This is a genomic window from Micromonospora sp. DT15, from assembly GCF_049841475.1.
Lineage (GTDB): Bacteria > Actinomycetota > Actinomycetes > Mycobacteriales > Micromonosporaceae > Micromonospora.
Window position 1 is genome coordinate 232,734 of the sequence record NZ_JBNCKJ010000009.1, and the last position, 24,857, is coordinate 257,590.

Consider the following 24,857-nt stretch of genomic DNA (forward strand, 5'->3'; position numbering starts at 1 on the left):
TCAGCCCTCCCGCTGTTGACGGAGGTTACGGATCTGGTAGATCACGACCGGGATGACCAGGAGGAAGAGGAAGACCGCGAGCGCGGAACCCCGCCCGTTCTCGCTGTACCGGAACGCCTGGTTGTACATCTCGTTGGCGATCACGCTGGTGTCGTAGTTGCCGTTCGTCGAGGTCCGGACGATGTCGAAGACCTTGAGCGTGGCGATCGTGAGGGTCACCATCACGACGATCAGCGCCGGTCGGATGCTCGGCATGGTGATCTGCCAGAACATCTGCCACGGGCTGACCCCGTCGAGCCGGGCGGCCTCGACGATGTCGCCGGGGATCGCCTTGATCGCGGCGGAGAGCACCACCATGGCGAAGCCGGCCTGGATCCAGACCATGATGACGATCAGCAGCAGCGTGTTCAGCGGCGATTCGAGCAGCCACTGCTTGGGCTCACCGCCCAGGCTGACCACGATCTGGTTGAGCAGACCGATCTGGTCGCCCTCACCTCGGTAGGCGTAGACGAACTTCCAGATGATGCTGGCGCCGACGAAGGAGATGGCCATCGGCAGGAAGATCAGTGACTTGGCCACGGACTCGAAGCGGGCCTTGTCCACCAGTACGGCGTAGATCAGGCCGAAACCGGTCGCTACCAGCGGGACCAGGAGCACCCAGATCAGAGTGTTGATCAGGACCCGGACGATCGCGTCGTCGGAGAACATCCAGCCGAAGTTGTCCAACCCCACCCACTCCGTGCTGGTCCTGTTCATCAGGGAGAGCAGCACGGTGCGGATGGCCGGCACGACCAGACCGATGGTGAGCAGCAGCAGCGTCGGCAGCAGGAAGAAGAGCGCGAAGATCCCCTCCCGCTGCTTGGGTCGACGGGGAAGTGGAGCACCACTAACCGAGGCAGCGACGAGCTGCGCCTCCCGTCGCCGGGCGAACCAGGCCGGCACCACGTCGAGCAGCAGTAGGAGACCACCCACCACCAGCACGAAGGCGACCAGCCCGTACATCAGCATGAGGAGCTTCGGCTGCTGATCGGCGAAGTCGAACTCCATCAACCCTCCCTTCCGGGTCCACCTCGGCCGGTGGCCCGGCCCGCGTCAGCGGACCGGGCCACCGCCGGGGATCACTTAGGCCAGCTGCTCTCGATGCCCTGGAGCACCGGGGCGGTCGCCTTGCCGTTCAGCCACTCGACCATGCCCTTCCAGAACGTTCCCGCGCCGACGGCGGCCGGCATCAGGTCGGATCCGTCGAAGCGGAAGGTGCCCGTCTTGTCCTGGAGGATCTGGACGGAGAGCTTGTCGATCGGGCTGGCGACGTTGGCGATGTCCAGCTTGTTGTTCGCCGTGACCCAGTTGCCGAGCTTCGCGCGGCTGTTCACGTACTCCGCCGAGACGAGGTAGGTCTGCACGGCCTGGACCTCGGGACGGTCGGCGTAGCCGACGACGAACTCGCCAGCGCCCAGCACCGGCTTGCCCTTGGCCGGGTCGATGGCCGGGAAGTAGAAGGCGAACGCGTCGCCGTCCTCGGCCACCTTGGTGCCCTCGGGGAACTGGTTGGCGTAGAACGACGCCTGTCGGTGCATCGCGCACTTGCCGGTGGTCACCGGCAGGCCTGCCTCCTGGAAGGCGGTGGTGGTGATGCTCTTGACCCCGCCGAAGCCGCCGTTGACGTACTTCTCGTTCTTGAGGATGCTGCCGGCGCGGTCGACCGCGTCGACGATCTTCGGGTCGTTGAACGGGATGGCGTGGGTGGTCCACTGGTCGTAGACCTCGGGACCCTGCGTACGCAGGACCACGTCCTCGATCCAGTCGGTGGCCGGCCAGCCGGTCGCGTCACCGGACTCGACGCCCGCGCACCACGGCTTGATGCCGCTGGCGGCGATCTTGTCGCTCAGGGCGATGAGCTGGTCCCAGGTGGTCGGAACCTCCCAGCCCTTCTCCTTGAACGTCTTCGGCGAGTACCAGACGAAGGACTTCACGTTGGCGCCGAGCGGCACGCCGTAGAGCGTCCCGTTCACGGTGCCGTACTTCAGCCAGTCGGCCGGCATGTTCTGCTCGGCGAGGGCCTTGGTGTCGGCGCTGAGGGACTTCAGCTTGCCGGCGTCCGCGAAACGCTTCACCAGGCCCGGCTGCGGCACGAAGGCGATGTCGGGGGCGTTGCCACCGTCGACCCGGACCGGGAGCTGCGCCTCGAACTCGCCGCTGCCCTCGTAGTCGATCTCGATGCCGGTGCAGTCCTCGAACGACTTCCAGGAGTTCCTGAGCAGGTCGGCCTCGGCGTCACGGATGGACGCGTAGATGGAGACCTTCTTGCCGTCGTGGCCCTCGTACTTGTCGTATGCCGCGCACTCCGCGGAACCCGCTTTGCTGCTCTTCTTGTCGTCGCCGGTACCGCAGGCGGTGGCGCTGAGCGCCAGCCCGACTACACCGGCGATCACGAAGGCCTGGCGTGGTCTGGTAAAGACCGCCATGCCGTCCTCCTTCCTAGCCGGCGCGGTCGTGCTGGTGACCCGTCGCCGGTCCGATTGGGCGTGCACACATGTAAGCGCTTGCATCCGGCCCGGTCCACCCCCTGTCAGACACGAGCGAGTAACAATCCGGAAACCTGCGGGCTGCCTGGTGGGCGCGCGTCCGGGACAGGCTGAGGACTCTTTCGAAGATTGACGATATCTGTCAGGCTGACCCCACCGGATCGAAGGTTTTCGACATAGGAGGAGCTGTATGCGAAAGCGGTGGATCAGCCTGTTGGTGACGGGTCTCCTCGTCGGGGGAGCGTTGGTGCCGACGACCCCGGCCCTGGCCGCGCCGACCTTCAGGGTGCCGTTCCCGTGCGGGCAGACCTGGTCCGGGCAGACCCGGTCGGACCACAGCCCGGCGTACGCCGTCGACTTCAACCGCACCGACGATCAGGGCGACCCGGTGGTGGCGAGCGCCCCCGGCACCGTCGACCGGGTGACCGACCTCGGCGGCACCAGCTACGGCAAGTACGTCCGAATCAACCACGGGGGCGGTTACAGCACGTACTACGCCCACCTCAGCGGCTTCAACGTCTCCGTCGGGCAGACGGTCGGGTACGGCAAGGTGATCGGCTGGGTCGGCAGCACCGGCGGATCGACAGGCCCCCACCTGCACTACGAGCAGCGCCTCAACGGCGCCGACATCCAGGTCCGCTTCAACGGCAGCCTCGCGCTGTACTGGGGCACCAAGAGCTACACCAGTGGCAACGGGTGTTCCTCGGGCGGCGGTAACGGCACCGTCGACACCAGCGGCACGCCACTGACCGTCCGCTCCGGCCCCGGCACTGGGTACGCCTCGGTGGGCACCGTCGCCGACGGCACCCGGGTGACGATCGCCTGCCAGACCAGTGGCACCACTGTCACCGGCACGTACGGCACCAGCTCGATCTGGGACCGGATCGGCTCCGGCCGCTACATCGCCGACGCGTACGTGTACACCGGCTCCGACGGCTACATCCCGGGCGTGCCCCGCTGCTGACCCGGTGACTGTCACGGTCCCCGGCGGGCGTCGCCGCAGGGGACCGTGCGGTCAGTTGTTGAGCTGCCAGATCGCCAGGTTCAACGCGGCGGCGAAGGTGACCCAGGCCCAGTACGGCAGCATCAGCGCCGCCGCCACTCGGGACACCCGGGCGAAAAGCACCACGGTGAGCCCGATCGCCAGCCACATCAGCACGATCTCGGCGAACGCCAGCCCGTACTGCCCCGCGCCGAAGAACAGCGGGGTCCAGATCGCGTTGAGCACCAGTTGGGCGGTCCACGCCCAGAGGGCGGGGGAGAAGCCGACCCGGCGCCACACCAGCCAGCCGGCCACCGCGATCAGCGCGTAGAGCAATGACCAGACCGGGCCGAAGAGCCACGAGGGCGGGGCCCAGCCGGGCTGCCGCAGGTTCGCGTACTCCTCGGTGGTGCCCTGCACTCCCAGCCCGCCGATCGCGGCCGCGACGAACACCGCCGCCGCGAAACCGGCGAGGGCCCACCACGCCCGCCGCCCGGAGGTCGCTGGCGCGTCCTGAGACATCTCCATGGTCGAGATATTTCCCCTCGGGGTCGGCTGAAACCGCCGAGCCCTCGGGGGCGGCTCAAACCGGCGAGCCGGAGGGCGGTTCTCCGGGCCGGCAGCCACAAAAAAGCGCCGGGATCGCCGCGGCCGGTGCTTCTGTCGGGAGGACGAAGCTCCGGTCGCGGCGACCCCGACGGGTCCCGGTGTTAGAGGTTTGAGCGCTAATTGAAGATGCTGACACCACCCGGGCCGACCAACAGCCCGACAACGATGAGGACGATGCCCCACAGGATCTGCCGGCGGAACAGCGCGAGGATGCCGGCGACCACGAGTACGACTGCGAGAATCCAGAGAATCAGCTCCATGACCTCTGACTACCCGACTGGCCGATCGGGGAAACCTGGTCGGTGTCGAGTTGATCGCCGACATGAAAGACGCTGTACGCCTGCTTGATCACCGGGTGCGCGACGTTGCGGACGCGTACCCCGCCGGGGGTCGTGCCGCGCTCGGTGCCGGCGTGCGCGTGCCCGTGCACGGCCAGCGCCGTGGGCGCCGAGTCGATCGCCTGCCCCAGCTGGTACGACCCCAGGAAGGGGTAGATCTCCAACGGCTCGCCGGCGAGCGTGTCCGGCACCGGCGAGTAGTGGGTGAGCGCGACCAGCATGTCGCAGTCCAGCGAGCGCAGCGCCGCACCGAGACGGTCCGCGCTCTCGGTGGTGGTCCGTACGAAGGCCTTCATCTCCGGCTCGCCGAAGTCGCTGGCGCACCGCCCGGCGAACCCGCCGCCGAAGCCCTTGACGCCGGCGATGCCGAGCCGGCCACCCGCGCAGTCCAGCACGACGCCGTTGCCCTCCAGCACCGTGATGCCGGCGTCCTCCAGCACCTTGACCACCTGTGGCACCTGGTCACACTGGTGGTCGTGGTTGCCGAGCACTGTCACCACCGGTACGGCCAAGCCGCCGAACTCCTCCGCCACGCAGCGCGCCTCGGCCTCGGTGCCGTGCCGGGTCAGGTCCCCGGCCAACAGCAGCACGTCGGCGCACTCCGGCAGTTCCTCCAGCGCCGGTCGGAACCGGCCGACCACGTCCTCGTCCAGATGCACGTCGCCCACAGCGGCAATCCGGATCACCATGGAACCTCCCTCAGGGCAGTTGCTCGATCTCCGTGGGCGCTTGGGCGCGGATCACCCCGATGTCGCTGGTGACAGGCACGTCCGGGAAGCGCTCGGACACCCGACGCAGGATCTCGTCCCGTCGGTGCGGACTCTCCACCTCGCCGTAGAGCACGAGGGCGCGTTCACGTCGAACCACTGTGATCCCCTGTTCGGCGACGGCGGGGTCCTCGACGAGCAGCCGTTGGATCTCCGCCTCGACGTACTCGTCAGGTGGCCCGGTGTCGATGTCGCGATGGTGGGTCACGATGTCCCCTCTCCTGGCTGGGTGCCGGCGGCCGACACCACCTCCAGCCGGTCCAGCAGCACCAGGAACGCCTCGGCGTACGGCGAGTGCTGCGTCTCCTTGCGTACCCGTTCCCAGTCGATCTGCTCCCGCAGTGAGCGGGCCAGCGGCAGACCGCGGGCGAAGTCGCAGTAGTGCTGGGAGAAGCTGAGCAGTTTGTGCACCATCAGCTGGGTCGCGGACAGCACCGGCATGCGAATCGCGTCCACCGGTCGGACGACGGTGTCGGCGAACGTCTCCTCGGTGACCGGGGTCTCGATCGGCCGGTGGATCAGGTCCACCATCCGGCCATCGTCGAAGACCTTCACCAGCCAGTCCTCCGGCGGACGCTCCGCGACGAAACCGGCGGCCACCAGGGCCTCCAGTGCCTCTTCCACGTCGGCCTCCCGGATCAGGAAGTCGACGTCGTGATCGCTGGAGTGCCCCCCGTGGGCGTAGACCGCGAAGCTGCCGCCCAGGGCGAACGGAATCTCGGACTGCTTGAGCACGGCGGCGACCTTCTTGAGGGTGTGCACCAGACTCTCGTCTCCGCGCTCAGCCATCTGGGTTCCTCCGTCGTCGTGTTGGTGGACCGGCGGTTGGATTTCGAACTCCGGTACCCGGCATTCCGTTCGTCCACACCTGCTGGTGTCTCGGTCGGGCGTGAACAGGGATGAAGCACCACAAACCTCGCGGACCATGTGCGTGGGTCGGATAACCTGTGGAGGGTGGCCAGATCATCGGGGATGCGACGACGCAAGGCCCGATTGCGCACCGTCGCCCTGATCGGGATCGACGGTTCGGGTAAGACCACGCAGGCGCACCGGCTGGCCGACGCGCTGACCGCCGCCGGGCGCCCCGCCACCTACCGACGCAACGCCAGTGGCCGCCGCTGGCTCGGTCGGATCGCCCAACGCCTCGGCCGTCCGGACGCACAGCGGCTCGTCGGTCGCGACGGTGTGCTGGCAGTGGAGTCGGTACTGCGCTGGCTGGCTATCGCCATCGCCCTGATCAGCTGCCTGCTCACCGGTCGGACGGCGGTCATGGACCGCTACTCGGCCTGCCAGTACGCGAGCATCCGGGCGCACGGCGGGCAGCGCTGGGAGCGGCTCGCCCGGGCCGGCTACCGGCTGTTCCCGACCCCGCAGGTGACCTTCCTGCTCGCCGTCGACCCGGCGGAGGCGTACCGGCGTATCGAGGAACGCGGCACCGACCACGAGACGATGGGGTGGTTGACCGCCGCCGACACCGCCTACCGGGCGCTGCCCGAGTACCCCACCTTCGTGCTGGTGGACGCGGGCCGCCCGGCCGAGGAGGTGACCGAGCAGATCCAGGCGCATCTGGAGACCTGGCTACCGCCGTCCGCCCCGGGCGGAGAGGACCTCGGCCCGGTGGTGGCTCAGGCCCGCCCGTAGACCGGCACTGTGGCGCCACTGGTCGGGTTGGAGTCCGCCGACGCGAGGAACCGGATCACCGGCGCGATCTCGGCCGGGGTGACCCAGCGGGAATGGTCGGCGTCGGGCTGGGCGGCCCGGTTCGCCGGGGTGTCGATGACGCTGGGCAGCACCGTGTTGCAACGGACGTTCTGCGAGCGGTACTCCACCGCTACCGCGTTGGCGAAGGCCAGCACCGCCGCCTTGGCCGTCGAGTAGCCGGCCGCGCCGCGGAACGGGGTGACCGCCGCGCGGGCCGAGACGCAGACCACCGCGCCGCCGCCGGACTCCACCAGGTGCGGGAGCGCGGCCTGGGTGACCAGATAGGTCGGCCGCAGGTTGACGGTGAGCATCCGCTCGAACTCCTCGACCGGGGTCTCGTGCACCAACCCGCCGCTGGCGTACCCACCGACGAGGTTGACCACCGCGCGCAGCGGCGCCGCCGGGTCGCCGGTCGCGGCCTCGACCGCCTGCGCCGCGCCCGCCGGCTCGCCCAGGTCCGCGACCACGCGGACCAGTCCGGCCACCGCCGGCTCCGACCCGGGCCGGGCTTTCCGCTCCGGTACGACCACCCGCCAGCCCGCCTCGACGAACGCGGTGACGACTGCCCCGCCGAGCCCGCCGGAACCCCCGGTCACCAACACGCTGCGCTCTCCCATAAGCCCCACGCTAGTGCCCCGCCCTCTTCGAGCCCCTCCGCCGATCATGAAGTTGTTGCCGTGACACGCCGATCCGAGGGGCAACAACTTCATGATCGCGGTCTGCCGTCGGCAGATTGGCTGGGATGTTCGGACCTCGGGGGCGCAGGATCGGCGGATGCGGATCCTCATTCTCGGTGGCACCCGGTTCCTCGGTCGGGCCACGGCGCAGCTCGCCGTCGAACAGGGTCACGAGGTGACCTGCGCCGCCCGGGGCGTGTCCGGCGCGGTGCCGGCCGGGGCGCGGTTCGTGGCGGCCGACCGGGATGATCCCGAGTCGCTCGTCCCGCTCGCCGCCGCGGGCTTCGACGCCGTGGTCGACGTGACCCGCCAGATCAGCCACGCCCGGCACGCGCTCGCCGCGCTCGCCGACCATGTCGGCCACTGGTCGTTCGTGTCGACGATCTCGGTGTACGCGGATTACACCACCCCGGGCCAGACCGCTGCGGACGCGCCGATCCTGGCACCCGCCCCGCCGGATGTGGACGGTCCCATCGGCCCGGACCACCGCTGGTACGGCGAGTGCAAGGTGAGCATCGAGGAGCTGGTCCGGGAGCGGGTGGGCGTGGACCGTTCGTTCATCTGCCGGGCGGGGCTGATCGTCGGCGCGGAGGATCCGAGCGACCGTTTCCCGTACTGGGTGCGGCGGCTGTCGGCCGGTGGCGAGGTGCTGGCCCCCGGGCGTCCGACCGATCGGGTGCAGTTCGTGGACGTGGCCGATCTGGCGCGTTGGTTGCTGCACGCCGCCGGCACCGGCCTCGGCGGCACGTACGACGGCTCCGGTCCGGCGATGTCCCGGGCCGACCTGTTGGCCGGAGTGGCCGCCGGGCTGGGCGTCCCCGATCCGGTCCTCACCTGGGTCGACCAGGAGTTCCTGCTGTCCCATGACGTACGCGAGTGGTCGGGGGAGCGGGCGTTGCCGCTCTGGGTGCGACTGCCGGAGACCGCCGGCCTGATGGACCGGGACGTCCGGCCGGCCCTGGACACCGGTCTGACCGTCCGTCCGCTGGCCGATACCGTTCGGGCGACGGCGTCGTGGATGGCCGCACACCCGGCGGCCGTCCGGCAGGGTGGACTCGACCCGGCGGATGAGGCGGCGATCCTGGGGAAGTGGCAGGCTGTGCGGGACCGGTGATCCCGGCGATCGAAGTTTCCCCCATGTCGGACAGTCATAGTTGACGCTCACGCTTGGTGAAAGTAAGTTTCATCCGTGGCGAAGAGTCCGAAGATTTCTGCGAGTCACGAGCCCGGTGGGCTGATCGTCCACATCAGCGGGCTGTTGCCATCGCTGTCGCCCGCCGAGCAGCGGGTCGCCCGGCTGGTCGTCTCCGACCCGGCGGCCGCCGCCCGGCGGACAATCACCGACCTCGCCACCGCAGCCGAGACTTCCGAGGCGACGGTCATCCGGTTCTGCCGTTCGGTGGGCATGGACGGTTACCCCCAACTGCGCATCCGCCTCGCTGCCGAGGCCGCCCGCCGGATCGAACCACCGGACGCCCGCGTCGTCGGCGGCGACATCCCGCCCGGTGCCGACCTCGCCCAGATCATCGCCACCATCGCGTTCAACGACGCCCGCGCCGTCGAGGAGACCGCCGAGCAACTCGACCCCGCCGTCTGCGAGCAGGTGGTCGAGGCGATCAGCGGTGCCGCTCGGATCGACATCTACGGCGCCGGCGCCAGCGGGTTCGTCGCCTCGGACTTCCAGCAGAAGCTGCACCGCATCGGCCGGATCGCCTTCTACTTCCCGGACGTGCACACCGCTCTGACCTCGGCCGCCCTCCTGGGCCGGGGAGACGTGGCGATCGGCATCTCGCACACCGGCACCACCTCCGACGTGATCGAGGTGCTGGAGCAGGCCCGTACCCGCGGTGCCGTGACAGTGGCGCTGACCAACTTCCCGCGCTCGCCGATCACCGACGTGGCGGACTTCGTGTTGACCACGGCGGCCCGGGAGACCACCTACCGCTCCGGCGCGACGGCCAGCCGGCTGGCCCAGCTCACAGTGGTCGACTGCCTCTTCGTCGGGGTGGCCGCCCGCAACCGCGCCCGGGCCCGCAAGGCCCTGGAGGCGACCGCCGAGGCGGTCCAGTCGCACCGGGTGGGTGCCAACCGGAGGCGGGCATGACGGCCGGTGCGGAGATGCCCGCACGGCCCGCTCGCCCCACGGTCCGGGTGGGTGCCCCCACCGAACGGCGTAACCCGCTCAGCGTCGACCTCGACCTGATGTCGACCCGGGACGTGCTCACCGTGATCAACGAGGCGGACCGGCGGGTGCCCGCAGCGGTCGCCGCGGTGCTCGACGAGATCGCCACCACCGTCGACCTGGCTGTCGCGGCGCTACGCGGCGGTCACCGGGTGCACTACTTCGGGGCCGGCACCTCCGGCCGTCTGGGCGTGCTCGACGCGGCCGAACTGGCCCCCACCTTCAACTCGCCCCGACACTGGTTCTGCGCACACCTCGCGGGAGGCCCGGACGCCATGTGGCGGGCCGTCGAGGACGCCGAGGACGACGACCGGGGCGGCGCGGTCGAATCGGCCAGTTGTGTACGGGCCGGGGACCTGGTGGTCGGTCTGGCGGCCAGCGGGCGCACCCCGTACGTCCTCGGGGCGCTGTCCGCGGCCCGCGCCAAGGGCGCCTCGACGGTGCTGCTCTGCGCCAATCCGGAGGCGGAGGCCGCCCGGTCGGTCGACGTGTTCATCGGGGTGGACACCGGACCCGAGGTGGTCACCGGGTCGACCCGGATGAAGGCGGGCACAGCGCAGAAACTGGTGCTCAACACGTTCTCGACCGCCGTCATGGTGCGTCTGGGCCGGGTCTACTCGAACCTCATGATCGATATGGTGGCCACCAACGCGAAACTTCGCGGACGAATGATCTCGATTCTGGTCGAGGCCACCGGTTGCTCGGAGGAGCTTTCCCAGCAGGCCCTCACCGACGCCGACGGGGACCTGAAGACGGCGCTCGTCGCCCTCGTTTCGGGTGCCGAGATCGACGCTGCCCGGGCCGCGCTGGCCCGCTCGGCCGACCAGGTGCGCGGCGCCCTCGCCCTGCTCGCCTCATAGCGACCCCCGTCCCGTCCCCCGGGAAGCGAACGGGCCCTCGGATTGTTCATCTGGCCGGAGGGTAATAACACACCCGTGAATGAACCGACCGGCTCACCGGTGCGTATCTGGCAGTGACCAGGATCGCATCCCGGTGGTGACCCGGGTCGCTGTGCCCCACGGCGGGTGGTGTTGCCATGGTGCGGTAAACCCGTACGTGGTGCCCAGTGGCGAGCCACCCGATGGGGTGCTGACAGCAAACATGGATCGTGCTCTCAGCTACTACTCAGGCATTCGTGACACTTTCGACTCACGACGAGGAATCCCCGACACGTCTCATCTGTTGTGTAGGTGTCAGCACCGATGGGCACAGCAGAAGTTACCAGGGGCTGACAGGTGTGGGGAATGGCAAGGAACCGGGCAACCGGCGCGAGCGAGGGGACCGTGGGCAACGTGGACAAGAACATCGGCATGCGAACCGATCAGGTCGCCGAGGAACGCGACCTGGTGGGCGTCTACCTGCACGAGATCTCCCGGACGCCACTGCTGGACGCCGCCCGGGAGGTAGAGCTCTCCAAGGCGATCGAGGCCGGCCTCTACGCCGAGCATCTGCTCGGTGAGGAAGCCGTTCCCGCCGGTGTCGACCGGGCCGACCTGGAATGGCTGGTCGTCGAGGGCGAGCGGGCGAAGGACCTCTTCATCCGCGCCAACCTCCGACTGGTCGTGTCGATCGCCCGGCGCTACGTGCGCTCGGGCATGCCCATGCTGGACCTGATCCAGGAGGGCAACACCGGCCTCGTCCGGGCGGTCGAGAAGTTCGACTACGAGCGCGGCTACAAGTTCTCCACCTACGCCACCTGGTGGATCCGCCAGGCGATCAGCCGGGCGATCGCCCAGCAGGAGCGCACCGTCCGTCTGCCGGTGCACCTGGTGGAGGACGTCAACCGGATGCGCAACGTGGCCCGGCAGCTGACCCGTGAGTTGGGCAGCGACCCGGAGCCGGAGCAGATCGCGGCATCCCTCGGCGTCACCGTTGAGCGGGTGAACGAGTTGCGCCGTTGGTCGCAGGACACCGTCTCGCTGGACACCCCGGTCGGCGACGACGGCGACACCAGCCTCGGCGACCTGGTCGCCGACAGTGACGCGCCGTCGCCGGAGGACATCGTCCTCAGCGGTCTGGAGCGGCAGCGCATCGAAGGGCTGCTCAACCACCTCGACGACCGGTCGGCCGGCATCATGCGGGCCCGCTACGGGCTGGAGGACGGCCGGGAGCACTCGCTCACCGAGGTCGCGTCACGGTTCTCGCTGTCCCGCGAGCGGATCCGGCAACTGGAGATCCAGGCCCTCGGCCGGCTCCGTGAGCTGGCCCGGGCGGAGGGGCTGCAGGCGGCCTGACCTGGTAGTAATGACGGCGAACGGCCGGCGTCCGATAGGGGGACGCCGGCCGTTCGCCGTCATTGACAGTGGTTAGCGGACCCGGCCGTAACCGTGGATGGACATCATGTTCATGCCACGCTTGAGCACGTTGCGACCGGCGCTGGGCGCGTCGATCACCTGACCGTCGCCGACGTAGAGGGCGACGTGCCCGAGCCCGCTGTAGAAGATCAGGTCGCCGGGGCGTAGCTCGCCCCGCCCGATGTGGGCGACAGCGCTCCACTGCATCCGGGCGCTGTGCGGCAGCGACTTGCCGGCCGCCCGCCAGGACGCCAGGGTCAGCCCGGAGCAGTCGTAGCCGTCCGGCCCTTCGCCCGCCCACTTGTACGGCTTGCCGATCGCCCCGAACGCGTAACGCACCGCTGTTCCGGCAGCACCGGACACGGCGGGCACGTTCCTGGCCTCGGCCGTCGCTGCCTTGGGCGCGGGTCGCTCAGTGGCGGCCCCGTACGCCTGCCGGCGCAGCTCGTACAGCTTGGCCAGGTCCTGTTCGATCTGCTTCTTGGCCGTGGCGAGCTGACGGGCCTGTGCGGCCTGCCGGGTCAAGGTCGTGCTCAGGCGGGCCTTCTCGTCGAGCAGCCGCCGCTGGTCGGTGGTGAAGCCGGAGATGCTCTCCTGCCGCTGGCGGGTCAACTGCTCGATCGTGCCGAGCCGGTCCAGCAGCGCAGCCGAGCCGCCCGCGCGCAGCAGGGCGTCCGCGGTGCGCAGACCGCCACTCTTGTACGCGGTGGAGGCGATCTCGGCCACGTCGGCCCGGCTCTGCTCGACCTGCTGTTCAAGCGGGCCGATGCGGGTCTGTAATCGGGCCACGGCGGCCTCGTTTGTCTTGATCTCCTCACGCAACTTGTTGTACGACTCGACGACCCGCTCCAACTCGGCCGAGGACGTCTCGATCCGGCGGGTCAGGTCGGCGGGGGACGGCTCGGCCTGGGCCACCGCCGTCGGGGCGATCAGCGCGGCCGACATGCCGACCAGCGCCACTGTGCGCAGCAGATTTCTCAGGGATGACAAGAGCGGAAGGCCCCTCTCCCACGGCCGCCGGGGCTGCTGACGCCCTCGACGACACCGGCCGGGGCCACCCGGGCGGACGGCACTGGGCCGGACCGGCTCGCCCAACCTAACCCGAGACGGATGTGACTCGCAGTTGAAGCAGGGGCGAAAGTTGGGAGAGTTGCGGGTCGGGCCGTTGGGCTGGGTGGCGCCATCGTGGCTGATGACACCTGCGAACGAGGGAGCATCGCCCTTTTCGCGGCGTACTGACAGATATATGACTTTCGTCGTTCCGGGCTTATGCCGCCGGATTCCTGGCGGCCATAACCGATAAAAGCTGAAATGGATGCGGTTTCTCGGCGATCTCACCCAGTCGGGGTGAGCTGTCGTGACCCGGTAAATGCCCAGGTCGACTGGCGGCGCCGCAACACAATGAAGTCCGGAGCCGGGAATCCCGTCGGCAGGCAGCGATGACTGTCGCCAGCGGGCCCACTCGGCCAACCGTCCCCTTCGGGAGGAACCGTGAATCGTGAAGGCGCAAAGACGCGACCGCCGCGAACGGTGCCGGGCGCCCGGTCGACCCTGCTGTACGCGCGGCCCGGCATCATCGTGACCATCGACCGGTTCACCATCGGTCGGAACAGTTACCGGGTCGCCGACCTGACCCATCTGCGTACCACCCGGGGTCCGCACGACCGGATCGCCGTCCGGGCCGTGGTCATCACCGCCAGCATGCTCGGCGGTGTGGGGGTGCTTCTCGGCTTCACCGGCGGTCTGCACCGCCTCACCGCCGGGGCGTACCTGATCCTCGGCGCCGTGTTCCTGCTCCCGGCCGCTCTCGCCCTGGTCGGCGATCGCTGGCGCCCACCGCCACACGAACTGTGGGGGTGGTACCAAGGCTCGGAGGTGCTGCTGTTCAGCGCCGACGACGAACGACAGTTCGGCCAGGTCACCCGGTCGCTGCTCCGGGCCCGGGAGGTCAACCGCTACGGCAGTTGGGTCGACCCGATCGCCGAAGCGGATCCGTGGCGGCCCAACCGCTGATGCGGCGCGACCGGCGTGAAGGTCGGCGCAACCAATCTTCACGCCCGCTCACCGTCAGCGGGGGAGGACGGGCTCCGGAGTCCGTTCGGCCTGCGGCGCGGCCACCCAGGCGCTGACCCGGCGCTCAGCGTAGAACGAGACGAACGGCACCGTGCCGGCCAGCATCACCAGCAGCATCCGCTTCAGCGGCCAGTCGGCTCGGCGGCTCAGGTCGAACGCGGCCACCAGGTAGATCATGTAGAGGAAGCCGTGCGCCGGCCCGATCGTCTCCACGACGACCGGATTGTCGAACGCGTACTTCAGCGGCATGCCGACCACGACCAGCAGGATCAGCACCACGCCCACGATCCAGGCGATCACGCGGTACCGGGTAAGGGCAGCGCCCACCTTCGTCCGTCCTTCCGAGCCCGGCTCAGCCGGGATAGTCACCGGGCCGGGCGCCCGGATTGGCGTTCAACCATGACAGGTAGTGGTTGTAGGCGGCCAGGTCGTTGTCCTCGACGACGTCGCCGGTGGCCGGCACTCGGGACACCCGCACCGGTCGACGTACCCCCGGTCGGGACCCGGTGGTGACCGCCGGCTCCGGCTCGACGGCCGGATCCGCTGGCGGCGCGTCGGCCTCCGCCGCTCGGCGGCGGGCCAGCTTCACCTCACGCCACCAGACGTAGACCACGAAGCCGGCGAAGATCGGCCACTCGACCGCGTACCCCCAGCTCAGGCTGTTGCCGGCGGTGGCCCGGCTGATCTGCCACCAGCCCAGCCCCAGGAAGCCCACGACCAGCACGACCATGGCCACGTGGCGCGCGATCCACGCCGGGGTCCAGAGCCGCCTCATGACATTGAGGGTACCGGGGACGCCATCGGTCTCCGACACCGTGTCGTAGTCGTCCGTCGACTCGCCGGCGTGGTTTGGCGTCACCGCGCCTGGGCAATCGTTTAGACGCCAGCCCAAACGAGATCAAGGGGGGCGATCATGACCGGATCGGTACGTGAGGACGGCTTTGCGTCCAGCGGCAGCGCGGATACGAGCCCGGAGCAGCGGGTGCCCGAGTGGGGCGGCGATCAGCTCGCCGACCCGGCCGGCGCTCCCGGCCTCGACGACGACCTGCTCGGCATCGACCCGACGGAGCTTTCCGACGAGGACCTGATCCGCGAGATGCACAGCCTGCACCGAACCCGCCTGGACACCCTGCGGCACGCTGCCGACTCCGCACTCGCGAACCACCTCCGGCGCACGGCGGAGCTGGAGACCGAGTACCTGGCCCGACACCCGGGTCGAGAGGTCGATCCCAGCCGCCTGCGGGACGCGTGATGCCGGCGCGCGCCGTGCGCGGCATGTCCGCGCCACCCGAGGTGGTCTTCAGCACAGCCACCGACCCCGACCGTGCCTCGGCCTGGCTGCCGGAGCCGCTGCGCGGCGACGGCAGCCCCGCCGCGGAGATCAGCGGCGAGGAGCTGCGCGCCCGCTGGGGCGACGGCGACGCCGACGACTGGTCCGCCGAGATCCGGGTGGAGCCGGCCGATTCCGGTGGCGCGCGGATCCAGCTGGACCTGGCCGACGGGTCCGGCGGGCCCGGTCCGGACCAGCTTGCCGACGAGGCGCTCACCAACCTGGCACGTGAGGTCGCCGACAACCTCCAGGCCGGCTGAGTCGGCCACGCGCGACGCCGTTCCCGCACCACCACGACACATGAGGAGATCGGGTGAGCGACACTGGCCTGCGGCAGAAGGCGGCCCGGCTGCGCCGGGCGTACGCGCCGCACGAGCACCGGCCGCTCGGCGGCTACCTGGTGGCGATGGGCGCCTACGCCGGGGTGACCGGGGCTCTCGCCGGCCTGGTCAAGGCGACGGGCCGGCCGGTGCCGGAGCGTCCCGCGCCGTCCGACGTGGTGCTGCTCTCCATCGCCACGCACAAGCTGAGCCGGTTGCTGTCCAAGGACGCGGTGACCAGCCCGTTGCGGGCGCCGTTCACCCGCTACGACCGCCCGATCGGCAGCGGCGAGGTGATGGAGCAGGTCCGCGACTCGGGCAGCCCCACCCGGCACGCCATCGGCGAGCTGCTGAGCTGCCCGTTCTGCCTGGCGGTCTGGGTGGCTACCGGGCTGACCGGTGGCCTGGTGCTCGCGCCCCGGCTCACCCGCCTGGTGGCGACCGCGCTGACGGCGGTCGCCGCGTCCGACTTCCTCCAGATGGCGTACGCGACGGCGCAGCAGGCCGCCGAGGGCGGGCACGACGACTGAAAGCCAAAAAAAGGGGGGCCGGCCTGCGCCGGCCCCCCTTTTTTCGTACGCCTTCAGCGCTGCATGCCGGACCAACCGTGCGGCGACTCCGGTTCCCGTTCGTCCTCGTCCGCCCCGGTGATGATGTCCCGATCCACCGCCGTGCGGTCGTGCTCGTTGGCGAAGTCCGGCTCGGGCGTGGTGTCCCTGCCCTTCGGGGGCTGACCCAGCGCCGGCACCTTCTCGTCGTGGTCCTCGTGGTGCGTCATGTCGGTGTCCCTTCCGCGGTCGCTCAGCCGACCGAGCCGCCCAGCAGGTCACTGGCCTCGTCCACCGCGTACTCACCCTCGGGGAGCGCGTCGATGCGGGCGAGCAGCTCCGGCGGGAGTTCTGCGGCCACCGCCTGACGGTAGATCTCCGCCTGCTCAACCCGCTCCTGGCCTCGGAAGATGCCGTCGAGCAGGTCGTCGAGTGCCCGGGTGTCCGGCTCGTCGGCCAGTGGTGAGTCGTCGGTCACGTCGATCAGCTACCCGGGGCGGAATCGGTCAAACGTCACCCCGTCGCTGGCCTGCGCTCTTGGGCCGACGGCCCCGCAACCCTTCCTTTGCTCTGCACCCGCCGATGCGACGGTCACGCTTCGTGAGTGGTGCGCGGAGGGGTGCAGAGCAAAGGGAGACACAAAGCGGCGCGGGGGCGGGGGCGGGGGCGGGGGCGGGGGCGGGCAGAGCGACAGCGCCGCCCCCGGCCTTGTGGGCCGGGGGCGGCGCTGGTGTCGGTGTGCAGGTCGCCTCTCGGCGAGTGGCACTACGCGGCTCCAGCCGGACGGTATTCCGCGAAGGCTATTTAGGTGAGGCCCGGGGACACTGGACACACCGACACCCCAGTCAACGAGCCGACCCCCGTTCGTGTTCCGCCGGTCGTGGTGTCGGCGGTCACACCGTCGTGGGCAGTGTGGCCCGACGGGCCCGCACAGCCGAGGCGAGGTGGTCGAGCACCTCGGCGGTGTCGTCCCAACCCAGGCAGGCGTCGGTGACCGACCGCCCGTACTCCAGCGTCCGGGTCGGGTCGAGCTCCTGCCGGCCGGGCAGCAGGAACGACTCCAGCATCACGCCGGTGATCCCGCGCTGACCTGCGGCCAGTTGGGCGGCCACGTCCGCGGCCACCAGCGGCTGGTTACGGTGGTCCTTGCCGCTGTTGGCGTGACTCGCGTCGATCACCAGCCGCTCCGGCAGGTCGGCGGCGCGGAGCAGGTCGAGTGCCCCGGCGACCGCCTCGGCGTCGTAGTTGGGTCGGCCGCCCCCACCGCGCAACACGAGGTGCCCGTCGGTGTTGCCCCGGGTGTGCATGATCGCCGGGGTGCCGGAGAAGTCGATGCCGGGGAAGACGTGTGGCACCCCGGCGGCGCGGATCGCGTCCACGGCCGTGCCGATGCTGCCGTCCGGGCGGTTCTTCATGCCGATCGGCATGGACAGGCCGGAGGCGAGCTGGCGGTGCACCTGGCTCTCCACCGTGCGCGCACCGATCGCGCCCCAGCCCACCGTGTCCGCGATGTACTGCGGGGTGATCGGGTCCAGGAACTCGCAACCCACCGGAAGGCCGAGGCGGAGCACGTCGAGCAGCAGCGCCCGGGCCAGCCGCAGACCGGTGTTGACGTCCCCGCTGCCGTCCAGGCCGGGATCGTTGATCAGGCCCTTCCAGCCGACGGTGGAGCGCGGCTTCTCGAAGTAGACCCGCATGACGATCAGCAGGTCGTCGGCGAGCCGGTCGGCTGCCGTCCGCAGACGCTGCGCGTAGTCCAGGGCGGCGGCCGGGTCGTGCACCGAGCAGGGACCGACCACCACCAGCAGGCGGTCGTCCTCGCGGTCCAGCACGCGACCGACCGCGCGGCGGCCGGTCAACACGGCCGCTGCGAGCGGGGCGTCCAGGGGCAACTCGTGGTGCAGCAGGGCGGGCGTGGTCAGCGGCACGACACGGTCGATCCGCTGATCGCTGACCCGATCGGTCTCCGGGGTCGTCACGGTGGGCATCCTTTCGCCGACCGTGCCCGGGGCCGGTGCCCGGGACGAGCCGGCTGCTCGTACGCAAAAGGGCAGGAACGACAGCTCCTGCCCAGCCGGCTCGGTCCGTGGTGACATCAGTTCATGGTGAAGTCACCGGCGTGCGAGCCGGCTGCCTAAACCATCGATAGGAACGCGTCACCGGGCCAGCGTACCCGACCGGACGCGTTCCCCCGTGCTGTCGTCCCAAGATGCGGGGTGAAGATCGCGTGCCGGGGACGCGGTCGGGGTAACAGGGGTGCCATGACACACGAGCAGAGCGATCAGGACCGGGTGGAGTCCCGTGCGCACCACCTCCTGCCCGAGGAAGAGGCGGTGGGCAGCGACGACCCGGAGGCGCAGGCGGAGGCCATCCTCGCCGAGTCGGACATTCGCACCGCTGACCAGAACGCCGCTCCGGACACGGTGCTGGAGCGTCGTACCTCCGATCAGACAGTGGTGGCGGTCGAACCGCCGGACTGAGCGGTCGCCCCGCGTGCCCGGCGCGACGCCCGGTAGGTCTGGTCACGCAGCCAGGCCAGCGGACCTGCCACCCGCAGTTCGGGTGGCAGGTTGCGCACCGGGTCGAACGCGAGCGCACCGTCCTCCTCGGCGCTGAGCTGGGCGCCGAGGCTGACCTGCCCGACCAGTCGCCACGGCCCCACCGCCGACGCGACCGCGAGCACCAGGCGCGGGGTGTCCGTCCGGGTCGCGGCGGACGCCGCGGCCAGGCTGCGACCGAGGTCGGCCGAGTCGGGGTCGGCCAGCGCGGCCAGCCAGAGGCGGCGCCGGCCCGCGCGGTAGAACGTGATCGTGCTGTACGTGCCGGTGAAGCGGCGTCGCGGCAGCGGCAGGTTCCGCAGCACCGGGGCCGCGCCGCTGGAGCTGACCAGCAGATCGAACGGCCGGCCGCCGTCGCTGTGCAGGCGCAGCGCCAGGCCCAGGACGTCGGGCCAACTGCCGGGCGTGGGCGTTCCCTTGGAAAGCCGGATGGTGGTCCGGTACTGGCCGGGCTGGTCCAGCAGCGCGACCCCGGTGGGCGGTCCGGGCGTACCCCAGATCACCGTCTCGCCGACGAACGAGCGACCGGCCGGATGCAGCAACCGGCCGCGGCGCAGCCAGCCGAGTGCGGTGCTGGCGCGTTCGACGGCGGTGGCGGCCCGGCCGGCGGGCCGGAACGGAGGCTGGGTGACGGTCATTGCTCTCCGGTACCCCGCGCGGCAGCTCCGAAGCCGCCCCGGGTCGGCTCGCCGACCGACGGCACGTCACCTTTCCGCCTCCGAGATCGGATAGCGTCGGGGCATGCCCGACAGCGGTTACCCCTGGCCCATTCAGACGTCCCGACTGGACAACGGCCTGCGCGTGGTGGTGAGTGAGGACCGCACCGCTCCCGCAGTGGCCGTCAACCTCTGGTACGACGTCGGCTCCCGACATGAGCCGGCCGGGCAGACCGGTTTCGCCCACCTCTTCGAGCACCTGATGTTCGAGGGCTCGGTGAACGTGGCGAAGACCGAGCACATGAAGCTGATTCAGGGCTCCGGCGGCTCGCTCAACGCCACCACCAACCCGGACCGGACCAACTACTTCGAGACGGTCCCGGCCGAGCACCTGGAGCTGGCGCTCTGGTTGGAGGCCGACCGGATGGGCGGCCTGGTCCCCGCCCTCACCCAGGAGACGCTGGACAACCAGCGGGACGTGGTGAAGAACGAGCGCCGGCAGCGCTACGAGAACGTGCCGTACGGCGACGCCTGGCTGCGGTTGCTGCCGCTGCTCTACCCGCCGGGGCACCCGTACCACCACGCGACGATCGGCTCGATGGCCGACCTGAACGCCGCCGACCTGGCCACCTTCCAGGCGTTCCACCAGACCTACTACGCGCCGAACAACGCGGTGCTCACAGTGGTCGGCGACGCCACCGCCTCCGACGTGTTCGCGCTCGCCGACAAGTACTTCGGCGCGCTGCCCGCCCGCGACGACATCCCGCCGGCACCGGACGGCCGCACCGTCCCCGCCACCGGGCAGACGGCCGTCGAGTCGGTGAGCGCCGACGTGCCGGCGCCACGGGTCTACATCGCCCACCGCAGCTACCCGTTCGGCACCCCCGGATACAACGTGATCACCGTGCTCGCCACCATCCTGGGCAGCGGCCGGGGCAGCCGGCTCTACCAGCGCCTCGCCGACGGCGAGCGAATCGCGCAACCGGACCTGGTCGGGGCGTACGGGGTGGACCTCGCCCACGCCCCGGCACCGCTGATCGCCACCGCCACCGCCCGCCCCGGAGTGAGCGCCGAGCGGCTCGCCGAAGGGCTGGCCGAGGTCGTCGACGAGTTGGCCACAGTGCCGGTCACCGCCGCCGAGCTGGATCGCGCCAAGGCGTTGCTCAGCACCGGGTGGTGGCGTCAGCTGTCCACCGTCGACGGCCGCGCGGACCTGCTCGGCCGGTACACCACGCAGTTCGGTGACCCGGCCCGCATCGCCGAGCAGTTGCCGGCCCTGCTCGCTGTCACCGCCGAGCAGATCGCCGAGGCCGCCGCCGACGTGCTCGCCACCGACCGGGTGACCCTGACCTACCTGCCCGAGGAGACCTCATGACGCTGATCGCCGACCGTCCCGGACCGGGCGCCGCCCGCCCGTACCGGTTCCCGCCGGTGGTCCGCCGCGCCGCGGCCGGTGGTCAGGTCGTCGCCGCGCACCTGCCGGGGCAGAACCTCGCCGTGGCCCTGCTGCTGCTCGACGTGGGCGCGGGCCAGGAGCCGGTCGGCAAGGAGGGTCTGTCCGGCGTGCTGGCCAAGGCGTTGGAGGAGGGCACCGCGCAGCGGGACGCCGCCGCATACGCGCTCGCCGTCGAAGGGCTCGGCACCGCTCTGTCGACCGGTCTGGACTGGGACTCGTTCCAGGCCAGCGTGGTGATCCCGGTGGACCGGCTGAGCGCCGCCGTGGAACTGCTTGCCGAGGCGGTCCGGACGCCGAAGCTCGACCCCGCCGACGTACGCCGGGTCCGTGACGACGAGGCGACAGCGCTCCGGATGGATTGGGCCAACCCCGGCCCGCGCGCCGACGCCGCGCTGCGCGCCGACCTGTTCGGCGCCCAGAACCGCTGGGGACGGCCGATGCACGGCGACCCGGAGTCGGTCGCCGGGTTGGACGTGGAGGACGTAACGGTCTTCCACTCGGAGTGGTTCCTGCGCCCCGGCACCCTGATCGTCGCCGGTGACCTGGACCGGATCGACCTGGACGCGCTGGCCGCCGCCGCGTTCGCCGGCACCGGTGGTGGTCCCGCCGAGCGCGGCGGTCCCGACGAGGTGCCGCTGCACAGCGGTCGCCGGATCATCCTGGTGGACCGGCCCGGCTCGGTGCAGTCCACGCTGCGGCTGGGCCACCCGTCACCGCACCGGGCGCACCCCGACCACGTGCCGATGACGCTCGCCGGCACCGTGCTCGGCGGGGCGTTCACCTCCCGACTCAACCACCTGCTGCGGGAGGTGCACGGCTACACCTACGGCATCCGGGGCGACTTCGCCGCGTCGCGGCGGTTCGGTCGGTTCGCGGTCAGCTCCGGTGTGCAGACGGCGGTCACCGCGCCGGCCCTGGTCGAGGCGGTGGGCGAGATCACCCGTACCCAGGCCACCGGGGTGACCGAGGAGGAGCTGGAGGTGGCCCGCTCCTGGCGTGCCGGGCAGCTCTCGGTCGAGTTGCAGAGCCCCCGGGCGATCGCCTCCGCGCTGACCACCCTGGTGGTGCACGACCTGCCGGACGACTACCACGCGCGGTTGCGCGAGTCGCTGCTCTCCGCCGACGTGGACCAGGTCTCCGCGGCGGCGGCCACCCACCTGCACCCGGAAGCTCTCACCCTGGTCGTCGAGGGTGACGCCGCAGTGATCCGCGACGACCTGGAGGCCACCGCCCTGGGAGACCTCCTCCCCTAACCCCACCCCACCCTGCCCCGCGCCCCACCCTGCCCCCTCCCTGCCCCACCCGGTCGATCATGAAGTTGTTGTCACTCGCCACGGCGTGTCGCGGCAATAACTTCATGATCGACGGGGGAGGGGGCGGGGAGCGGGCGGGGACGGGGGTTAGGGGGTGGGGCGTGGTGTGAGGTGGACCCGGGGGGTGGGAAAGGGGTCCCGGTTTCGGGGGTGGGGTCGGTAGCCTCGCGGGCATGAGGATCGGCATTGTGGGGGCCACCGGCCAGGTCGGTGGCGTGATGCGGCAGGTGCTGGCGGAGCGGGAGTTCCCAGCGGAGCAGGTGCGGTTGTTCGCCTCGGCGCGGTCCGCCGGGCGTACGCTGCCGTGGCGCGACGGCGAGGTGACAGTCGAGGACGCCGCGACCGCGGACTATTCCGAGCTGGACATCGTGCTCTTCTCGGCCGGTAAGGGCACCGCCCGGGAGTTGGCCCCCCGGGTCGCCGAGGCCGGCGCCGTGGTGATCGACAACTCGTCGGCGTTCCGGATGGACCCGCAGGTGCCGCTGGTGGTCGCCGAGGTCAACCCGCACGCCGCCCTGGACCGGCCCAAGGGCATCATTGCCAACCCGAACTGCACCACGATGGCCGCGATGCCGGTGCTGCGTCCGTTGCACGCCGAGGCTGGCCTGGTCGGCCTGGTCGTCTCCACCTACCAGGCGGTCTCCGGCGCCGGGCTGGCCGGTGTCGCCGAGCTGGACGAGCAGGTCCGCAAGGTGGCCGAGCACGCCGCTGGGCTGGCCTTCGACGGGTCGGCCGTGGAGTTCCCCGCGCCGCGCTCGTTCACCCAGCCGATCGCCTTCAACGTCCTCCCGCTGGCCGGCTCGATCGTCGACGACGGCTCGTTCGAGACCGACGAGGAGCAGAAGCTCCGCAACGAGAGCCGCAAGATCCTGGATATCCCCGACCTGTTGGTCTCCGGCACCTGTGTCCGGGTGCCGGTCTTCACCGGGCACTCGCTCCAGATCAACGCCCGCTTCGCCAGGCCGCTCACCCCGCAGCGCGCTCACGAACTACTGGCCGACGCGCCCGGCGTGGCACTGACCGACGTCCCGACGCCGTTGCAGGCCGCCGGACAGGACCCGACCTACGTGGGCCGGATCCGCGCCGACGAGACCGTCGAGTACGGGCTGGCACTGTTCTGCTCCAACGACAACCTGCGCAAGGGCGCCGCGCTGAACGCTGTGCAACTCGCCGAGCTGGTCGCCGCCGAGCGCCGCTGACCGGCACGGTCGCCGAAACGACGAACAATCACCGAGCCCTCGCCGTACGTCGGCGGGGGCTCGGTGCCATTGCGGGTGGTCGCCCTGCCGTTCGGGGTGGTCGCCCTGCTGTTCCAGGTGGTCGGTGGTCGCCCTGCTGTTCCAGGTGGTCGCCCGCAGGGGCCGGCAGGTCGTGCTTGGATGGGTCGGAGACGATCGTCCAACCTGGAGGACACCATGCCGGATGACCGGACCCAGCAGGCGTTGACCGATCTGGTGGCCAGCCGCTCGATGGGCGTGCTCGCCACGATCAAGCGGGACGGGCGTCCACAGCTGTCAACGGTGGTCTACTCCTTCGACCGGGACGCGGGCCTGATCCGGGTCTCGGTCACCGACGGCCGTGCCAAGACCGCGAACCTGCGCCGCGACCCGCGCGCCAGCTTCCACGTCAGCAGCGAGGACGGCTGGGCGTACGCGGTGGTTGAAGGTCGCGCCGAGCTGACCCCGCCGGCCGCCCGAATCGACGACGAGACGGTCGAGGAGTTGGTGGCGCTCTACCGGGGGTTGAGGGGCGAACACCCCGACTGGGACGAGTACCGCCAGGCCATGGTCGACGAGGGCCGGATCGTGCTACGCCTGCACGTCGAGCGGCTCTACGGCATGCCGCCCCGAGGCTGACCCGCCGCTCAGGCTGACCCGCCACAGCCGATCAGCCTGGCTCGATCACTGTCACGCCGGGCCAACGCTGCGCCGGCCGGTGCCGGGCCAACCGCTGCCGCGACAGGGCCACGTCCACCCGGGCCGGGTTGTGCCGCCACACCCCGCCCAGCAGATCCGTCAGACCGTACGGCGCGCAGACGTCCAGCTGGCCGGCCTGGTCCAGGCGGACGGCCACCGCTGTCGCGTACTCCGGCCAGGTGGCGACCGCCTCGGCCACGCTGCGGTACGGCTCGATCGGGTCGCCGCCGAACGTGGCCGCGTACCAGGTGTGCACAGCCGCCTGGTTGCGAGCCTCCCACGGCGGCTGCGCCCACATCCCCTTCAGCAACGCGGTTGCCCGGTCGTCGTCGGCTCGGGTCAGCCTCGCCGGGTCGAAGAAGACCACGTCAACGTCGCGGACCCGCGCCGGGTCGAACCCGTTGCCGTACCGCTCGCCCCAGACCAGGTCGCGCAGTGCGCCAGCGCCGATCCAGGCGTCCGGCAGCCCGGAATCACGCACCACCGCCAGTGCCCGGATCAGCCAGTTGCTGCCGGCGACCAGCTCCCGCAGCTCGTCCTCGCCCGTCATCATGGGCCCACGGTAGGCAGCGGACACCTGCACGGACAGTCCCGGCGGGCAGTCGGCGTTAC

General features: G+C 70.7%; 31 protein-coding genes. 15 read left to right on the forward strand and 16 right to left on the reverse strand.

Translation table 11 applies throughout. The features are described 5' to 3' along the window. Positions 1–1,047 (reverse strand): carbohydrate ABC transporter permease, encoded by a 1,047-nt coding sequence (locus ACLQ3F_RS21180; RefSeq protein WP_355008967.1) that lies wholly within the window; start codon positions 1,045–1,047, stop codon positions 1–3. A 71-nt stretch (positions 1,048–1,118) separates the two neighbouring features. Further along, on the reverse strand, positions 1,119–2,465 hold the full coding sequence (locus ACLQ3F_RS21185) for an ABC transporter substrate-binding protein (RefSeq protein WP_355008966.1): 1,347 nt from the start codon (positions 2,463–2,465) through the stop codon (positions 1,119–1,121). A gap of 250 nt (positions 2,466–2,715) precedes the next feature. On the opposite strand from ACLQ3F_RS21185, the gene ACLQ3F_RS21190 reads away from it, so the two are divergent. Continuing rightward, positions 2,716–3,489, forward strand: a complete 774-nt coding sequence (locus ACLQ3F_RS21190; RefSeq protein ID WP_425850956.1) for a peptidoglycan DD-metalloendopeptidase family protein — start codon at positions 2,716–2,718, stop codon at positions 3,487–3,489. A gap of 51 nt (positions 3,490–3,540) precedes the next feature. Here ACLQ3F_RS21190 and ACLQ3F_RS21195 read toward each other — a convergent pair whose 3' ends face one another. The 5 genes from ACLQ3F_RS21195 to ACLQ3F_RS21215 form a co-directional block, all read right to left on the reverse strand. After that, positions 3,541–4,035 carry a TspO/MBR family protein gene (locus tag ACLQ3F_RS21195; RefSeq protein ID WP_425850958.1) on the reverse strand — a complete coding sequence of 165 codons (495 nt, stop codon included), beginning with the start codon at positions 4,033–4,035 and terminating at the stop codon, positions 3,541–3,543. 197 nt (positions 4,036–4,232) lie between these two features. After that, the gene (locus ACLQ3F_RS21200) at positions 4,233–4,376 is read right to left on the reverse strand and encodes a GPGG-motif small membrane protein (RefSeq protein WP_007464364.1); all 144 of its coding nucleotides are present in this window, start codon (positions 4,374–4,376) and stop codon (positions 4,233–4,235) included. After that, entirely contained in the window at positions 4,367–5,143 is a 777-nt protein-coding gene (locus ACLQ3F_RS21205) for a metallophosphoesterase family protein (RefSeq protein ID WP_112621865.1), read from the reverse strand. Before ACLQ3F_RS21205 ends, ACLQ3F_RS21200 begins: the two co-directional genes overlap by 10 nt. A gap of 10 nt (positions 5,144–5,153) precedes the next feature. After that, on the reverse strand, positions 5,154–5,429 hold the full coding sequence (locus ACLQ3F_RS21210; protein WP_355008963.1) for a hypothetical protein: 276 nt from the start codon (positions 5,427–5,429) through the stop codon (positions 5,154–5,156). Continuing rightward, a complete protein-coding gene (locus ACLQ3F_RS21215; RefSeq protein ID WP_425850960.1) occupies positions 5,426–6,148 on the reverse strand; it encodes a nucleotidyltransferase family protein in 723 nt (240 codons plus the stop codon). The genes ACLQ3F_RS21210 and ACLQ3F_RS21215 overlap by 4 nt, the downstream gene beginning before the upstream one ends. Positions 6,149–6,193: 45 nt before the next feature. Here ACLQ3F_RS21215 and ACLQ3F_RS21220 point away from each other — a divergent pair, with 45 nt between their 5' ends. Beyond that, the gene (locus ACLQ3F_RS21220; RefSeq protein WP_357258046.1) at positions 6,194–6,862 is read left to right on the forward strand and encodes a thymidylate kinase; all 669 of its coding nucleotides are present in this window, start codon (positions 6,194–6,196) and stop codon (positions 6,860–6,862) included. Here ACLQ3F_RS21220 and ACLQ3F_RS21225 read toward each other — a convergent pair. Further along, positions 6,847–7,539 (reverse strand): SDR family NAD(P)-dependent oxidoreductase, encoded by a 693-nt coding sequence (locus tag ACLQ3F_RS21225; protein WP_425850962.1) that lies wholly within the window; start codon positions 7,537–7,539, stop codon positions 6,847–6,849. The genes ACLQ3F_RS21220 and ACLQ3F_RS21225 overlap by 16 nt on opposite strands. A 157-nt stretch (positions 7,540–7,696) precedes the next feature. Here ACLQ3F_RS21225 and ACLQ3F_RS21230 point away from each other — a divergent pair, with 157 nt between their 5' ends. The 4 genes from ACLQ3F_RS21230 to ACLQ3F_RS21245 all read left to right on the forward strand — a co-directional run bounded on the left by ACLQ3F_RS21230 (position 7,697) and on the right by ACLQ3F_RS21245 (position 12,015). Continuing rightward, positions 7,697–8,713: an NAD-dependent epimerase/dehydratase family protein gene (locus ACLQ3F_RS21230; RefSeq protein ID WP_425850963.1), complete on the forward strand. Its 1,017-nt coding sequence runs from the start codon at positions 7,697–7,699 to the stop codon at positions 8,711–8,713. A 75-nt stretch (positions 8,714–8,788) separates the two neighbouring features. Then, positions 8,789–9,703 carry a MurR/RpiR family transcriptional regulator gene (locus ACLQ3F_RS21235; protein WP_355008959.1) on the forward strand — a complete coding sequence of 305 codons (915 nt, stop codon included), beginning with the start codon at positions 8,789–8,791 and terminating at the stop codon, positions 9,701–9,703. Continuing rightward, the gene (gene murQ / locus ACLQ3F_RS21240) at positions 9,700–10,641 is read left to right on the forward strand and encodes an N-acetylmuramic acid 6-phosphate etherase (protein ID WP_425850965.1); all 942 of its coding nucleotides are present in this window, start codon (positions 9,700–9,702) and stop codon (positions 10,639–10,641) included. Before ACLQ3F_RS21235 ends, murQ begins: the two co-directional genes overlap by 4 nt. A 384-nt stretch (positions 10,642–11,025) precedes the next feature. Continuing rightward, a complete protein-coding gene (locus ACLQ3F_RS21245) occupies positions 11,026–12,015 on the forward strand; it encodes a sigma-70 family RNA polymerase sigma factor (RefSeq protein ID WP_425850967.1) in 990 nt (329 codons plus the stop codon). A 72-nt stretch (positions 12,016–12,087) separates the two neighbouring features. Here ACLQ3F_RS21245 and ACLQ3F_RS21250 read toward each other — a convergent pair whose 3' ends face one another. Continuing rightward, positions 12,088–13,065, reverse strand: coding sequence for an NlpC/P60 family protein (locus ACLQ3F_RS21250; RefSeq protein WP_425850968.1), 978 nt, complete (start codon positions 13,063–13,065; stop codon positions 12,088–12,090). 501 nt (positions 13,066–13,566) lie between these two features. Between ACLQ3F_RS21250 and ACLQ3F_RS21255 the strand changes: the two genes are divergently transcribed. Further along, entirely contained in the window at positions 13,567–14,088 is a 522-nt protein-coding gene (locus ACLQ3F_RS21255) for a DUF6232 family protein (RefSeq protein ID WP_357206483.1), read from the forward strand. A gap of 54 nt (positions 14,089–14,142) precedes the next feature. Here ACLQ3F_RS21255 and ACLQ3F_RS21260 read toward each other — a convergent pair whose 3' ends face one another. Next, positions 14,143–14,475 (reverse strand): DUF3817 domain-containing protein, encoded by a 333-nt coding sequence (locus ACLQ3F_RS21260; protein ID WP_357206485.1) that lies wholly within the window; start codon positions 14,473–14,475, stop codon positions 14,143–14,145. Positions 14,476–14,500: 25 nt separating this feature from the next. Beyond that, positions 14,501–14,923: a hypothetical protein gene (locus tag ACLQ3F_RS21265; RefSeq protein WP_425850970.1), complete on the reverse strand. Its 423-nt coding sequence runs from the start codon at positions 14,921–14,923 to the stop codon at positions 14,501–14,503. Positions 14,924–15,058: 135 nt separating this feature from the next. Here ACLQ3F_RS21265 and ACLQ3F_RS21270 point away from each other — a divergent pair, with 135 nt between their 5' ends. The 3 genes from ACLQ3F_RS21270 to ACLQ3F_RS21280 are packed head-to-tail and all read left to right on the forward strand — an operon-like array spanning position 15,059 to position 16,328. Next, positions 15,059–15,400 (forward strand): DUF6158 family protein, encoded by a 342-nt coding sequence (locus ACLQ3F_RS21270; RefSeq protein ID WP_393220805.1) that lies wholly within the window; start codon positions 15,059–15,061, stop codon positions 15,398–15,400. Beyond that, positions 15,400–15,738: an SRPBCC family protein gene (locus ACLQ3F_RS21275; RefSeq protein WP_238678168.1), complete on the forward strand. Its 339-nt coding sequence runs from the start codon at positions 15,400–15,402 to the stop codon at positions 15,736–15,738. Before ACLQ3F_RS21270 ends, ACLQ3F_RS21275 begins: the two co-directional genes overlap by 1 nt. Positions 15,739–15,791: 53 nt before the next feature. Then, on the forward strand, positions 15,792–16,328 hold the full coding sequence (locus ACLQ3F_RS21280; RefSeq protein WP_355008951.1) for a DUF1360 domain-containing protein: 537 nt from the start codon (positions 15,792–15,794) through the stop codon (positions 16,326–16,328). A gap of 53 nt (positions 16,329–16,381) precedes the next feature. Here the strand turns inward: ACLQ3F_RS21280 and ACLQ3F_RS21285 are convergent, their stop codons facing one another. The 3 genes from ACLQ3F_RS21285 to ACLQ3F_RS21295 form a co-directional block, all read right to left on the reverse strand. Then, entirely contained in the window at positions 16,382–16,576 is a 195-nt protein-coding gene (locus tag ACLQ3F_RS21285; protein WP_091405645.1) for a hypothetical protein, read from the reverse strand. Positions 16,577–16,599: 23 nt separating this feature from the next. Beyond that, complete coding sequence (locus tag ACLQ3F_RS21290) at positions 16,600–16,833, reverse strand: hypothetical protein (protein WP_355009012.1); 234 nt, start codon at positions 16,831–16,833, stop codon at positions 16,600–16,602. Positions 16,834–17,239: 406 nt separating this feature from the next. Next, positions 17,240–18,334: a 3-deoxy-7-phosphoheptulonate synthase gene (locus ACLQ3F_RS21295; RefSeq protein ID WP_425851053.1), complete on the reverse strand. Its 1,095-nt coding sequence runs from the start codon at positions 18,332–18,334 to the stop codon at positions 17,240–17,242. Positions 18,335–18,607: 273 nt separating this feature from the next. On the opposite strand from ACLQ3F_RS21295, the gene ACLQ3F_RS21300 reads away from it, so the two are divergent. Beyond that, the gene (locus ACLQ3F_RS21300) at positions 18,608–18,826 is read left to right on the forward strand and encodes a hypothetical protein (RefSeq protein ID WP_355008950.1); all 219 of its coding nucleotides are present in this window, start codon (positions 18,608–18,610) and stop codon (positions 18,824–18,826) included. On the opposite strand, the gene ACLQ3F_RS21305 is transcribed toward ACLQ3F_RS21300, so the two are convergent. Beyond that, positions 18,793–19,542, reverse strand: a complete 750-nt coding sequence (locus ACLQ3F_RS21305; protein ID WP_425850972.1) for a phosphodiesterase — start codon at positions 19,540–19,542, stop codon at positions 18,793–18,795. The genes ACLQ3F_RS21300 and ACLQ3F_RS21305 overlap by 34 nt on opposite strands. Before the next feature lie 103 nt (positions 19,543–19,645). Here ACLQ3F_RS21305 and ACLQ3F_RS21310 point away from each other — a divergent pair, with 103 nt between their 5' ends. The 4 genes from ACLQ3F_RS21310 (at position 19,646) to ACLQ3F_RS21325 (ending at position 24,185) form a co-directional block, all read left to right on the forward strand. After that, a complete protein-coding gene (locus ACLQ3F_RS21310; protein ID WP_357206497.1) occupies positions 19,646–20,935 on the forward strand; it encodes a M16 family metallopeptidase in 1,290 nt (429 codons plus the stop codon). Next, entirely contained in the window at positions 20,932–22,269 is a 1,338-nt protein-coding gene (locus ACLQ3F_RS21315) for a M16 family metallopeptidase (protein WP_425850974.1), read from the forward strand. Before ACLQ3F_RS21310 ends, ACLQ3F_RS21315 begins: the two co-directional genes overlap by 4 nt. 233 nt (positions 22,270–22,502) lie before the next feature. Then, entirely contained in the window at positions 22,503–23,528 is a 1,026-nt protein-coding gene (locus ACLQ3F_RS21320) for an aspartate-semialdehyde dehydrogenase (protein ID WP_355008946.1), read from the forward strand. Positions 23,529–23,744: 216 nt separating this feature from the next. Beyond that, positions 23,745–24,185 carry a PPOX class F420-dependent oxidoreductase gene (locus ACLQ3F_RS21325; RefSeq protein ID WP_425851055.1) on the forward strand — a complete coding sequence of 147 codons (441 nt, stop codon included), beginning with the start codon at positions 23,745–23,747 and terminating at the stop codon, positions 24,183–24,185. 31 nt (positions 24,186–24,216) lie between these two features. Here ACLQ3F_RS21325 and ACLQ3F_RS21330 read toward each other — a convergent pair whose 3' ends face one another. Continuing rightward, a complete protein-coding gene (locus tag ACLQ3F_RS21330; RefSeq protein WP_357206502.1) occupies positions 24,217–24,798 on the reverse strand; it encodes a nucleotidyltransferase family protein in 582 nt (193 codons plus the stop codon). Between the last annotated feature and the right edge of the window lie 59 nt (positions 24,799–24,857).

Excerpts from the sequence above, each read along its gene's own strand:
- ACLQ3F_RS21180 (WP_355008967.1), bottom strand. The coding sequence starts at position 1,047 with ATGGAGTTCGACTTCGCCGATCAGCAGCCGAAGCTCCTCATGCTGATG.
- ACLQ3F_RS21185 (WP_355008966.1), bottom strand. The coding sequence starts at position 2,465 with ATGGCGGTCTTTACCAGACCACGCCAGGCCTTCGTGATCGCCGGTGTA.
- ACLQ3F_RS21190 (WP_425850956.1), top strand. The coding sequence starts at position 2,716 with ATGCGAAAGCGGTGGATCAGCCTGTTGGTGACGGGTCTCCTCGTCGGG.
- ACLQ3F_RS21195 (WP_425850958.1), bottom strand. The coding sequence starts at position 4,035 with ATGGAGATGTCTCAGGACGCGCCAGCGACCTCCGGGCGGCGGGCGTGG.
- ACLQ3F_RS21200 (WP_007464364.1), bottom strand. The coding sequence starts at position 4,376 with ATGGAGCTGATTCTCTGGATTCTCGCAGTCGTACTCGTGGTCGCCGGC.
- ACLQ3F_RS21205 (WP_112621865.1), bottom strand. The coding sequence starts at position 5,143 with ATGGTGATCCGGATTGCCGCTGTGGGCGACGTGCATCTGGACGAGGAC.
- ACLQ3F_RS21215 (WP_425850960.1), bottom strand. The coding sequence starts at position 6,148 with ATGGTCCGCGAGGTTTGTGGTGCTTCATCCCTGTTCACGCCCGACCGA.
- ACLQ3F_RS21220 (WP_357258046.1), top strand. The coding sequence starts at position 6,194 with ATGCGACGACGCAAGGCCCGATTGCGCACCGTCGCCCTGATCGGGATC.
- ACLQ3F_RS21225 (WP_425850962.1), bottom strand. The coding sequence starts at position 7,539 with ATGGGAGAGCGCAGCGTGTTGGTGACCGGGGGTTCCGGCGGGCTCGGC.
- ACLQ3F_RS21230 (WP_425850963.1), top strand. The coding sequence starts at position 7,697 with ATGCGGATCCTCATTCTCGGTGGCACCCGGTTCCTCGGTCGGGCCACG.
- murQ (WP_425850965.1), top strand. The coding sequence starts at position 9,700 with ATGACGGCCGGTGCGGAGATGCCCGCACGGCCCGCTCGCCCCACGGTC.
- ACLQ3F_RS21245 (WP_425850967.1), top strand. The coding sequence starts at position 11,026 with ATGGCAAGGAACCGGGCAACCGGCGCGAGCGAGGGGACCGTGGGCAAC.
- ACLQ3F_RS21265 (WP_425850970.1), bottom strand. The coding sequence starts at position 14,923 with ATGAGGCGGCTCTGGACCCCGGCGTGGATCGCGCGCCACGTGGCCATG.
- ACLQ3F_RS21275 (WP_238678168.1), top strand. The coding sequence starts at position 15,400 with ATGCCGGCGCGCGCCGTGCGCGGCATGTCCGCGCCACCCGAGGTGGTC.
- ACLQ3F_RS21285 (WP_091405645.1), bottom strand. The coding sequence starts at position 16,576 with ATGACGCACCACGAGGACCACGACGAGAAGGTGCCGGCGCTGGGTCAG.
- ACLQ3F_RS21295 (WP_425851053.1), bottom strand. The coding sequence starts at position 18,334 with ATGCCCACCGTGACGACCCCGGAGACCGATCGGGTCAGCGATCAGCGG.
- ACLQ3F_RS21300 (WP_355008950.1), top strand. The coding sequence starts at position 18,608 with ATGACACACGAGCAGAGCGATCAGGACCGGGTGGAGTCCCGTGCGCAC.
- ACLQ3F_RS21305 (WP_425850972.1), bottom strand. The coding sequence starts at position 19,542 with ATGACCGTCACCCAGCCTCCGTTCCGGCCCGCCGGCCGGGCCGCCACC.
- ACLQ3F_RS21310 (WP_357206497.1), top strand. The coding sequence starts at position 19,646 with ATGCCCGACAGCGGTTACCCCTGGCCCATTCAGACGTCCCGACTGGAC.
- ACLQ3F_RS21315 (WP_425850974.1), top strand. The coding sequence starts at position 20,932 with ATGACGCTGATCGCCGACCGTCCCGGACCGGGCGCCGCCCGCCCGTAC.
- ACLQ3F_RS21320 (WP_355008946.1), top strand. The coding sequence starts at position 22,503 with ATGAGGATCGGCATTGTGGGGGCCACCGGCCAGGTCGGTGGCGTGATG.
- ACLQ3F_RS21325 (WP_425851055.1), top strand. The coding sequence starts at position 23,745 with ATGCCGGATGACCGGACCCAGCAGGCGTTGACCGATCTGGTGGCCAGC.
- ACLQ3F_RS21330 (WP_357206502.1), bottom strand. The coding sequence starts at position 24,798 with ATGATGACGGGCGAGGACGAGCTGCGGGAGCTGGTCGCCGGCAGCAAC.